Here is a 9,366-nt window from a genome sequence, read left to right on the forward strand (position 1 = left end):
CTGGTTTCAGAAGATATAAGGCAAAATTGCTGCTGTTGTTGGTACGCAAGTCCGATGACAGCTAAAATGGTAGTAAAGTCAAAAATTAGAGAGTAAAAAACAATGGCGAAAGCTGGCATTCACCCTGAGTGGTATCCCGAATCTCAGGTTTATTGCAACGGGGAACTGGTGATGACTGTTGGTTCAACTAGACCAAAGCTTCAAGTTGATGTCTGGTCGGGAAATCATCCTTTTTATACTGGCACTCAGAAAATTATTGATACTGAAGGTCGTGTGGAGCGCTTTATGCGGAAATACGGCATGACGGAAGTAGAAATGCCGAAGGCAGATGCTTCCTCTGGGCCGCTGAAAATGGAAGATCCGAAAGCAGATGCTTCTAAGGCTGCTGGTAAAGGTAAAAAGAAGAAGTAGCCGGATTGTCATTTGTCCGCAGTTTGTTGAGAGTAGTTCTTTCTACTGACAACTTACCGCCCTCGGATTTTAGATTTTAGATTGAAGACTTGCTACGGCTGGCAGTTGAGTTCGATCGACATTCTATCCTAACTGCTCTTGAGTTCTAAAATCTAAAATCGCTCCGACCTCGGATTGGAGAGTTTAGATTGAAGACTTGCTACGGCTGGCAGTTGAGTTCGATCGAGATTCTATCCCAACTGTTCTTCAAATCTAAAATCTAAAATCTAAAATCTAAAATCTAAAATCGATTGACAAAGGACAACTGACAATGGCTGAATCTTATTTGCTGGATAAATTGAAGTCGGTAGAGCAAACTTTTAATGAGTTGACTCGCCGCATGGCTGACCCGGATGTGGCTAGGGACAATCAAGAGTTTCAACGGGTAGCAAAAGCTCGATCGTCCTTGGAGGAAGTGGTCGATACTTTTGCTCTGTGGAAAACCACTCAGGAAGATTTGGTGGGCGCGCGACAGGTTCTCAAGGAAGCCGCGGGCGATCGAGATATGCAAGAAATGGCCGCGCTGGAAGTTCAGGAACTTGAGTCGAAGCAGGAGAATTTGGAAAGTCGTTTGAAGGTTTTGCTGCTGCCGCGCGATCCGAACGATGACAAGAATATTATGCTGGAAATTCGGGCGGGTACTGGCGGAGATGAGGCCAGTATTTGGGCGGGAGATTTGCTGCGGCTGTATTCGCGCTACGCTCAAACTCAAGGGTGGCAGGTGAAGTTGGTGAGCGAGTCGCTGGCGGAAATGGGCGGGTTTAAAGAAGTGATTCTGGAAATTACAGGCGACAGCGTTTACAGCAAGCTGAAGTTTGAGGCTGGGGTACACCGGGTGCAGCGAGTGCCTGTGACTGAGGCGGGCGGCCGGGTGCATACTTCGACGGCGACTGTGGCTGTGATGCCGGAGGTTGATGATGTGGAGATTCACATCGATCCGAAGGATATTGAGATGAGTACAGCTCGATCGGGCGGCGCTGGCGGTCAAAATGTGAACAAGGTGGAAACTGCTGCGGATTTGTTTCACAAGCCGACTGGGATTCGGATTTTCTGTACTGAGGAGCGCAGTCAGTTGCAGAATAAGGAGCGGGCGATGCAAATTTTGCGGGCTAAGCTCTATGAGATGAAGTTGCGGGAGCAGCAGGATGAGGTGAAGTCGCGGCGTTTGGCTCAGGTTGGTACTGGTTCGCGATCGGAAAAAATTCGCACTTACAACTATAAGGATAATCGGGCTACCGACCACCGTTTGGGGGAAAATTTCTCGCTCAATACTGTTTTGGAAGGTGATATTGAGGGGATTATTCAAACTTGCATTTCTCAGGATCAGCAGGAACGTTTGGCTGAGTTGGCTGCTTCTACTAATTGATGGAGTGATGGGGGGCTAGGCGCATTGTTTGCTCAGCCTCAGTTCCCTTGTGACGCGGGAGATATGGTTGAGCAGGGCTTCCCAAATTGCATCGGCGCTTTGGACGGGATACTTGAAATGTTCGAGGTCGTACTGTACGATAATTTCTAGGGGTGCTAGGATTTGCTGGTTTCGACAACTGGCAATTGCTGCGATCGCCTCTTGTTCCCATCTGGCAAATAGTCTGTAGCTGAAAAAGGAACTGCATTTTTGCCCTTTTTTATTCAGGTAAACGACTATTACTTGATGTTGTTTGGGGTAAACTTTGACTATCCGGTTGACGGGCATTCTCAGGGCTTCGGCTGCTTCTTTTTTGGAGATTTGCCAGCGCTGGGGTTTTAGCCAACCGGAGGCTGTAAGGCTTTGACGTGCGTGGCTGGGCTTGTGAGTTTTTTGAGTGCGTCTCTTGGTCATTGCTATTTCTCCTAAATCTGGTTTCATTAAAATTAAAATTTTCAATCTAATTAAAATAATATCTGTTAAATCTTCTCCTGTCAAGCAAGACAGGTAAATTTGTTGGTACACAAGTAAACTAGGAATTGTGGTTATCTCGTGGCTGATACCGTGGACGCAGAAGCTAAGAAAAAACTGAGTGAGGTTGTTAAATTAGCGCGGGGCTCGATGAGTCTGACTGCTTTTGGCAAGCTGTTGGGAGTTTCTGCTGCTTCTGTCTTGTATTGGGAAAAGGGGCAGGTACTTCCAGATACAAAAAATTTGACTCAGATTGCTACCAGAGCAGGCTTTACGATGGAAGAGCTCATGGCTCACCTCGAAGGCAAGCCGGTGCAGGAACCCGTAGATACTAACGATCTGCTTAAAAAAATTCAATGTATACCCATTAGTGAGTTGGCAGTGATTGGTAGAGCGGTGATGGATAGGCTCGCGGCGGCGGCTGAGTCGTCTGGGAAATATAGTTGATGTATCAGTTGGCAAGTAGACTCGTAGATACGATCGCATAGCTTTTAAGTCGTGAACATCCAAAATAGACAAAAACTGAGCGAAATCATCAAAACGGCGCGCGCAACAATGAGTCAGCGAGCGTTTGGTAAGCTTTTGGGCGTTTCTGCTACTGCGGTTCAGCTTTGGGAAAGGGGCGATACGGTTCCAGAAACGGAAAACTTGGCTAAAATTGCTGCGAGAGCAGGTTATTCGCTGGAAGAGTTTCTCAGCATTTTGGATGGCAATCCAGTCTCGCAAGCCCCAGAAATTAACGATATTGTCAAAAAAATTCAGTTTTTGCCTCTGAGTCAGGTGGCGCTAATTGGCAAAGCTGTAGCAGATAGATTCGCTGCGTCGGCTGAGGCTGCTGGGGAATGAGTTAGGATCGATCGCGATCGCCCGTTTTGCAAAGAAGAGTTCGATCGCCCTTATGGACTGACGCACTCCGACAAAGAAACCGGGTTTTTACCTAATCTGTGAGCTACAACGCAATATTTTCGTAAAAAACCCGGTTTCTGGGTCAATATACGATCGCGCGTTTCATCTGTTCAAGCTGCAAATTTTAATTTTTATGGTGCTGCCCGATCGCCGATCGATACAATGATAGATATCCTAAATCTGTGTTGACGATGAACGTTATTCTTGCCATACCAGAAGAGCTGCAAACCTATATTGAGGATCAAATTCAGGCAGGGGCTTATGCCAGTGCGGTAGAGTATTTTCTAGATTTGGTGCAGCAAAATCGCCAGCGAAAATAGGCACAAGCCAAACTAGAAGGTTTACTGCAAGAGGGTTTAGACTCGGAGGTCGAACCCTTGACGGCTGCGTACTGGCAGAATTTGCGGGCATCGGTTTTGGGTGGCGATTCACAACCAGTACGAGCGATCTATACAATAAAGAAACCGATGCAACAGAATGGCATTAACCTACGGCAAATTCTGTGAACTGGCGCATATAGGGTGCATGGAACCCCAGAACAATATCATCTTTAGCAATACCTAATTCCATCAAATCCAGGGTGATATCGTCTGCCGTTGTGTTGAGTTGTAGCCAGATTTTTTCATCTTTAATATCGAGATGTAAAATCGGGCCGTAGACACGCTTACTTTTGTACCAGCCGACATACACTAATTGGTAATGGTCGCGCTGTGGATCGAACAGAATTTGGAGTTCTAACTCTGAATTGCTAGAAGTTCCAGAACGCATCTGAGCATAGTTGAGTAAGGCTTGCTGCACGGCATTTCGATAACGATCTAGTTTAGCCATTGTCTGATTTCCTCCGTGGTAGGATCGTAGACGATGAGACGGGTTTGACTCCTTTGAATCACAGATTGAATGAAGGGAACAACAAAAAAGTTGTCATAAATGCTGACAGGAACGGCGAGGTAAAGTTTTCGATCGGGATCGGTATCTTCGAGTGCGTAGCGATAGTTAAGACACTGACCCAAGGCCGTATGAAATTCCGAAAGTGTAGAGGCTCCAAGAAAGCTTTTGACCTCAACTGCGATTTTTTGACCTTTACGTTCGGCAACGAGTAACTTTTCTGCTCCCAAATCAATGTAGAGGTTGCTGAGGCGCTCGATCGGGATTGTAAGTGGATCGTCGGTAATTGTCCAGCCATCTTTTTGGAGGGCGACTTTTACGGCTTCATGAAATCGATCTTTGGCAGGCATAGCCACTGAGAACGCTTTACTATTTGTATTTTACCATTGAATCGTGCTGCCCGATCGCCGATCGATCCAATGATAGGAGGGTATGTTTTAGCAATTAAGGCTGGCGTTCGTTCAACCAATTAACTAAATGCGATCGCCCTATCCCTGACTCAATAAATCTAAAAATTCTCGGACAATACGATCGGGTTCTTCGCGGCATCTGTTAGCGTCGCAGTAGTGGATGGTGGAGATGCCGTGAGATGCAAACAGTCGATCGCGCGTTTCATCTTTTTCTGTGTCGGGATGCCATATTTCCAGAATACCCCATTTGCCTTGGTGGAATATCAGGAAATCTGGTTCTTGGTTTTGTCTACCTGCGGGTGTTGTGAGGCGGGCTTTGGAGTTGGGGAAGAATAGGGTGTTTGTGCGATCGAGCGCTTCGGCTATTTTTACTTGTTCTTGGCTGTGAAAGCGCAAATCATTCCAGTGATAAATCCGTTGTTCTGGATTAGACAGAGCTTGTTTGTTATCTTCTTCAGATTGTATGATTTCTTCTGAGGAGTCAATATTATTATCAGGAAATAATGTTGGTTCTAAATTTTCTTGGGACGATACAGATTCACTAAAATTGGTAAATAATAGTCTTGTTCCGCTGAGACTAGCTAAATTTAAGGTTGCTCCACTTAGATTAGCACCGCTGAGGTTTATTTCTATTTCCTGATGGCGATGTAATGTCAATTTATGTCGTCGCAAGTATCGTTTTATAACTGCTTTAAGATTATTTTTTTTTACCTTTTCATCAAAAGCCTCTGAGAGTTGTTTCCAGAGTTTAGCCGCCAGCGCTTTTATGTATTCATCATTATATTGAGAGAGTTGAGAAATTTCTTCATAGGAATGTCTGCCTTCCCAGCATTGTCTGAAGATGAGCTCTTGCACGTCGTTTAAGCCTTCGCCATCGAGGACTGTTTCTGCGATCGCGATTGCTTCATCAACGGTCATGGCTTAAGTTTCCTTAAAGTATATATTTGGTGAAGTTTTGAACCGATCAAACTGTGTTTTAGCAATTAAGGCTGGCGTTGGTTCAACCAATTGGTTAAATCTGAGGCTTCTGAAAAGTCTAGCAGCGCCTCTCCTAAATCCTCTAATTCTTCTACGGATAAAGTCTGAATTTGCTCGCTTGTTTCAGGGGCGATCGGACCGATACGTCGAGTCAACAGGCGACTGAGGAACGACAGCGCCTCATTTTTCCTTCCTTCAAGGAGGCCATCTTCGCGAATTTCTTGGTAAATCACAGACCCGCGCATAGTTTCCTTCCTAAATAGTTGTCTGATTAAGTCTTTTTCAAACCTCAAACCTGCGAGCACTTGGGTGCAAGCGAGCAAATCCGCTTGTTGATTGGGTTCTTCTATTGTAGCAATCCGATTCGCTATTTGCTCCAACAAAGTTCGCGGTGAGTTGGTTTGAGATAATGTCGCCAATGGGAGCAAGCCGGGGACGGACAGCAGTAAAGCGGGGTCTTGTTCCCACAGGCGGATAACTCGGTAGCCGTGTCGGGTGTTCGCGTCTGTGTACTCCGATACAAAAACTTGTTCTGAGGCTGTTTGCTGCAAAAAGATTACTACTTGATTGATGGAACAGGAGTATTGCCGTTTGAGCCTGACGTAGTAGTCTAGCATCCTGAAGGCGATCGGCGGGTCGGAATAGGGTCTGGTTTCAAATTCCAGATGCAGGATTTGGTTATCTGTTTGCAGGAAAACGAGAGAATCGGCTCGGATGGGCTCTTGAATTAGTTCGGTTTTGAGTACCTGAACATCGGTGGGTTCGTCAATTGGTAGCAGCCAGCGGACGAAGGCGGCGGGGAATTTTTCTGCTAGATATTTGCAGGTGTTGTCGTAGGCCAAGGAAGTTGGGTTGTGAGAGGGGTTATCTAGAAGATTTTAACTCTATGGGCATCTACCTGAGAAGAGATTTTAGGGCGATTTGGGGAAAGTCATTACTTTTTATCACTTTTTATCACTTTTTATCACTGACAAAGATGAAGTTGGCTCATTAGAATACTTAAATGCCAGGATATGGCTCGCGTTCATATTTACAAATTACCCTAGCAGAGGAGTTGACAAAAGTGAGTTTACCATACAACCTTGTGGAGGCAATTCGGAATATTATGGCTACTTTGGCTTTGGCTCAAGGAATTTTATCCCCTTCACAGGTTTCTGATATTCCTAACTCGACAATAATAGCTCAATTTGAAGAGCAAATCGGAATAGCAGACCAGGAAGAAAGAGATAAAGTAGAAAGGGAACTAAAAAAAGTAAAATCTAATCAATCGACCATGCTAGAGATAGCCAAAGAAACAGGCTATGGTAGCGGTAATTATGGCGGTTCAAGCAATTTTGATTAATTTTTACCAGTAGACACAACCATCAGGGGATTGAGTGGCAATTCCCCTGATTACCTAATCAAGGAAAGTATCAATGTGGATTTTAATTTTAATTGTGCTGGCTGTAGTTGTCTACTTCGTGGTGTCACAAGCATCAAGCAGTAATCAAGCTAGTAAGACATCAAGTAGGACTCAAGCTAGTAAAGCATCAAGCCAGAATTACACCAATCAAGTAGATTATTCAAATCTTGAAGTATCACTTGACAGCAGCGTGTCTATTCACTATAACTACACGCGCCTTCGTGACCTACTAGCAGAGGGTAAATGGAGAGAAGCTGACGAAGAAACAAGCCAGATGATGCTCTCCGTAGGAAATAACATAGCATATAAAAAATTGTCTAATGAGGAATATCAGCGCCTTATGGGAGACAATTGGTTTGGCCAGCCAACAACCGAATACTTACCTTGTGAAGACCTTTGTACTATAGATCGACTTTGGCTTAAATATAGCAATGGTCGCTTTGGGTTTAGTGTACAAAAGCGAATTATGTCAGAGCTAGGAGGAGAAGATAAACTACGCTTGATGCGTAATATCGTAATGGGAGGCAGAAATCAAACTAATCAGGAACTGCTGGAATTCTGTGAATTCACAGAGCGCTTCGTTAAACGCATAGGATGGTACGATCCTAACTCTAGGGAAGGCCGTGTGGAGCTAAAAAAATACAATGATCTTACTTTTGCAATCCAAGCTCCATATGGACATCTTCCAACAACGAATTATTTTGATGAAGCTCACTTACGGGGAACTAAAAGGGTGAGCGATCATGTATTCCTCTTTGTCTTGAATAGATTCTCAGGTTACGGCATTGCTCTGTAATGAAAATCCTGGTCACATAAACTTATTGATACACTTGTACAAACTATGAGATTCAGTGACGATCGCCCTTTCACTCCTAAAAACTAGCACCTCATCACCCTCACCTTTCTACAACCTTCTCCCATCGCCTGCTTTAAAGGTTTTTGAAGCGCGATCGCCCTTAACAAATAAGAAAAAGCGCGATCGCTCAATCGTCCCTTAAAGCCGACAGTGTTAAGGAATGAAAATCCGACCAACTCCTATATAGTTTTCGATGTAAAGTACAAGCTCAATCAAGCGATCGACACATTGCTCCCGGTAGTCACGCTCAGCCAGTCGATCGATGTTTCCGAGGGTAACAACAGGTAGCGAAGTTGGTGAACTTTCTTCACGAATAACTTGCTCTAACGAATCTGTTCCTTTCATACTGCGATTTGCTGTCAGCAGAATCATCTGGTTGTCTTGAGCAAATCGCCAAACAATTCGATCGCTACTATTAATTGGTAACTGAACTTATTCAAAAATCACGAAGCGAATCGATAGTAAATCAACCCAACCTCCGGCAGTTATGCTGCCAAAAAGCATGAGAGCTTGCCCCTCAATATTATGGTCAATTATAAAAATCATCAGCTTGATACAGCAAGTCTGGCTTTTCTTGCCTGAAGTTTTGCCCAAGCTTCCTGTCGATCGGGATTTGGCGGCATTCCTGCAATCTGAGCGAGCCGATCGCGATTGCGATCTTGCCAATACTGCCGGATTTCTTCTGCCTGTTGCAAAACTATTTGATACTCTGCCTCTACTTCAGTACGATTTGTTTCAATATAGGACATTGCTGCGTTGAATTGTTCGTCGGTTATGTAAAACTGATTGTGCATTAGCTTGGGTGGATAGCCAGCGCAGATGTAATCCATGAGTTGATAAAGTGTAATCCGCGTACCTGCGATCGTGAGTCCGCGCTCGGTGCGAATAATGGTTGATTTTCCGCTTGATACCGAAGTCATAGTTGTAACCTTTAAGCGATTATCTTCATTTTACCTTACTGTATCGACTCATAAATTCTCGCCCTCCCATTCAAATCCTTTCCACTCCATCATACTTTCAAAGATTCTCGCTGCTGCTCCCTAGTAGGCACTCCATAAGCAGTATAAGGTCTAACATCAGGCGGTTGAAGCCCCAAAACAATTGATTTAGCCGCCGGAACTCCCGCTGCAACTAACTCCTCAGCAATCAGGCGATCCGTATTATTTGCTTGAATCCACACCTGACCGTCAATAATATTAATATGAATCACGCAATGGTGAATTCGCTGCTAATTAAATCAACCTATATTTATTAACATATAACGGTCATTTTCCAAATCAAAAATTCTTTCATTTTGGATGCCACTGTCAAAAACGGGAATCTCAGCGTATTCAGTAAGGATGTGCTTAACAAGTTTGCGATAATTATTTAAGCTATCCATTGTACTATTTCCTCTATTTTGGGGTGGAAAACAACCAAATTTCGGCGGTTATTATCTAGCAATATCTGACCATTTTTTTTCTCCTTCAAAAAGCTCTGTAAAAGCATTTAGTGGAATTGCAAGATAGAGTTGTATTTCTGATTCCGTCCGTTTTAAGATGTCATAGTAAAGAGTATATTGACCCAAAGCTTGCTCTAAATCAGCAATTATAGACTCTCTGAT

At 44.2% G+C, this 9,366-nt stretch carries 15 protein-coding genes and 1 pseudogene; 7 read left to right on the forward strand and 9 right to left on the reverse strand.

All coding sequences use genetic code 11. From position 1 onward, the window contains the following. The first annotated feature begins 102 nt into the window (after positions 1 to 102). Positions 103 to 411, forward strand: coding sequence for a 50S ribosomal protein L31 (gene rpmE / locus QUA56_RS32235; RefSeq protein ID WP_333366751.1), 309 nt, complete (start codon positions 103 to 105; stop codon positions 409 to 411). 310 nt (positions 412 to 721) lie between these two features. Beyond that, on the forward strand, positions 722 to 1,816 hold the full coding sequence (gene prfA / locus QUA56_RS32240) for a peptide chain release factor 1 (RefSeq protein ID WP_333366754.1): 1,095 nt from the start codon (positions 722 to 724) through the stop codon (positions 1,814 to 1,816). 15 nt (positions 1,817 to 1,831) lie between these two features. Here prfA and QUA56_RS32245 read toward each other — a convergent pair whose 3' ends face one another. Beyond that, on the reverse strand, positions 1,832 to 2,380 hold the full coding sequence (locus QUA56_RS32245; RefSeq protein WP_333366756.1) for a hypothetical protein: 549 nt from the start codon (positions 2,378 to 2,380) through the stop codon (positions 1,832 to 1,834). Between the two features lie 27 nt (positions 2,381 to 2,407). Here QUA56_RS32245 and QUA56_RS32250 point away from each other — a divergent pair, with 27 nt between their 5' ends. The 3 genes from QUA56_RS32250 to QUA56_RS32260 all read left to right on the forward strand — a co-directional run bounded on the left by QUA56_RS32250 (position 2,408) and on the right by QUA56_RS32260 (position 3,552). Continuing rightward, positions 2,408 to 2,773, forward strand: a complete 366-nt coding sequence (locus tag QUA56_RS32250; RefSeq protein WP_333366759.1) for a helix-turn-helix domain-containing protein — start codon at positions 2,408 to 2,410, stop codon at positions 2,771 to 2,773. A gap of 108 nt (positions 2,774 to 2,881) precedes the next feature. Beyond that, positions 2,882 to 3,172, forward strand: coding sequence for a helix-turn-helix transcriptional regulator (locus QUA56_RS32255; protein WP_333366762.1), 291 nt, complete (start codon positions 2,882 to 2,884; stop codon positions 3,170 to 3,172). Between the two features lie 251 nt (positions 3,173 to 3,423). Next, the gene (locus QUA56_RS32260; RefSeq protein WP_333366765.1) at positions 3,424 to 3,552 is read left to right on the forward strand and encodes a hypothetical protein; all 129 of its coding nucleotides are present in this window, start codon (positions 3,424 to 3,426) and stop codon (positions 3,550 to 3,552) included. A 163-nt stretch (positions 3,553 to 3,715) separates the two neighbouring features. Here QUA56_RS32260 and QUA56_RS32265 read toward each other — a convergent pair whose 3' ends face one another. The 4 genes from QUA56_RS32265 to QUA56_RS32280 all read right to left on the reverse strand — a co-directional run bounded on the left by QUA56_RS32265 (position 3,716) and on the right by QUA56_RS32280 (position 6,347). Continuing rightward, positions 3,716 to 4,060 (reverse strand): XisI protein, encoded by a 345-nt coding sequence (locus QUA56_RS32265; RefSeq protein WP_333101792.1) that lies wholly within the window; start codon positions 4,058 to 4,060, stop codon positions 3,716 to 3,718. Beyond that, complete coding sequence (locus QUA56_RS32270) at positions 4,048 to 4,467, reverse strand: XisH family protein (RefSeq protein WP_333366767.1); 420 nt, start codon at positions 4,465 to 4,467, stop codon at positions 4,048 to 4,050. Before QUA56_RS32270 ends, QUA56_RS32265 begins: the two co-directional genes overlap by 13 nt. 138 nt (positions 4,468 to 4,605) lie before the next feature. Continuing rightward, entirely contained in the window at positions 4,606 to 5,445 is an 840-nt protein-coding gene (locus QUA56_RS32275) for a pentapeptide repeat-containing protein (protein WP_333366770.1), read from the reverse strand. 65 nt (positions 5,446 to 5,510) lie between these two features. After that, a complete protein-coding gene (locus tag QUA56_RS32280; RefSeq protein ID WP_333366773.1) occupies positions 5,511 to 6,347 on the reverse strand; it encodes an Rpn family recombination-promoting nuclease/putative transposase in 837 nt (278 codons plus the stop codon). 161 nt (positions 6,348 to 6,508) lie between these two features. Between QUA56_RS32280 and QUA56_RS32285 the strand changes: the two genes are divergently transcribed. After that, entirely contained in the window at positions 6,509 to 6,847 is a 339-nt protein-coding gene (locus tag QUA56_RS32285; protein ID WP_333366775.1) for a hypothetical protein, read from the forward strand. Positions 6,848 to 6,920: 73 nt separating this feature from the next. Beyond that, on the forward strand, positions 6,921 to 7,703 hold the full coding sequence (locus tag QUA56_RS32290) for a GUN4 domain-containing protein (protein ID WP_333366778.1): 783 nt from the start codon (positions 6,921 to 6,923) through the stop codon (positions 7,701 to 7,703). Between the two features lie 213 nt (positions 7,704 to 7,916). On the opposite strand, the gene QUA56_RS32295 is transcribed toward QUA56_RS32290, so the two are convergent. The 4 genes and pseudogenes from QUA56_RS32295 to QUA56_RS37000 all read right to left on the reverse strand — a co-directional run bounded on the left by QUA56_RS32295 (position 7,917) and on the right by QUA56_RS37000 (position 9,366). Further along, positions 7,917 to 8,108, reverse strand: a complete 192-nt coding sequence (locus tag QUA56_RS32295; RefSeq protein WP_333366781.1) for a hypothetical protein — start codon at positions 8,106 to 8,108, stop codon at positions 7,917 to 7,919. Positions 8,109 to 8,308: 200 nt separating this feature from the next. Next, complete coding sequence (locus QUA56_RS32300; protein ID WP_333366784.1) at positions 8,309 to 8,683, reverse strand: DUF433 domain-containing protein; 375 nt, start codon at positions 8,681 to 8,683, stop codon at positions 8,309 to 8,311. 89 nt (positions 8,684 to 8,772) lie between these two features. Continuing rightward, positions 8,773 to 9,144: pseudogene (locus tag QUA56_RS32305) on the reverse strand (XisI protein). A 51-nt stretch (positions 9,145 to 9,195) separates the two neighbouring features. Next, entirely contained in the window at positions 9,196 to 9,366 is a 171-nt protein-coding gene (locus tag QUA56_RS37000) for an element excision factor XisH family protein (protein WP_445242970.1), read from the reverse strand.

The organism is Microcoleus sp. N3A4 (genome assembly GCF_036701805.1).
Lineage (GTDB): Bacteria > Cyanobacteriota > Cyanobacteriia > Cyanobacteriales > Microcoleaceae > Microcoleus.

Coding starts and splice junctions, on each gene's coding strand:
- QUA56_RS32290 (WP_333366778.1), top strand. CDS start 6,921: ATGTGGATTTTAATTTTAATTGTGCTGGCTGTAGTTGTCTACTTCGTG.
- QUA56_RS32275 (WP_333366770.1), bottom strand. CDS start 5,445: ATGACCGTTGATGAAGCAATCGCGATCGCAGAAACAGTCCTCGATGGC.
- QUA56_RS32285 (WP_333366775.1), top strand. CDS start 6,509: ATGCCAGGATATGGCTCGCGTTCATATTTACAAATTACCCTAGCAGAG.
- QUA56_RS32260 (WP_333366765.1), top strand. CDS start 3,424: ATGAACGTTATTCTTGCCATACCAGAAGAGCTGCAAACCTATATTGAG.
- QUA56_RS32300 (WP_333366784.1), bottom strand. CDS start 8,683: ATGACTTCGGTATCAAGCGGAAAATCAACCATTATTCGCACCGAGCGC.
- QUA56_RS32265 (WP_333101792.1), bottom strand. CDS start 4,060: ATGGCTAAACTAGATCGTTATCGAAATGCCGTGCAGCAAGCCTTACTC.
- QUA56_RS32270 (WP_333366767.1), bottom strand. CDS start 4,467: ATGCCTGCCAAAGATCGATTTCATGAAGCCGTAAAAGTCGCCCTCCAA.
- QUA56_RS32295 (WP_333366781.1), bottom strand. CDS start 8,108: ATGAAAGGAACAGATTCGTTAGAGCAAGTTATTCGTGAAGAAAGTTCA.
- rpmE (WP_333366751.1), top strand. CDS start 103: ATGGCGAAAGCTGGCATTCACCCTGAGTGGTATCCCGAATCTCAGGTT.
- QUA56_RS32255 (WP_333366762.1), top strand. CDS start 2,882: ATGAGTCAGCGAGCGTTTGGTAAGCTTTTGGGCGTTTCTGCTACTGCG.
- prfA (WP_333366754.1), top strand. CDS start 722: ATGGCTGAATCTTATTTGCTGGATAAATTGAAGTCGGTAGAGCAAACT.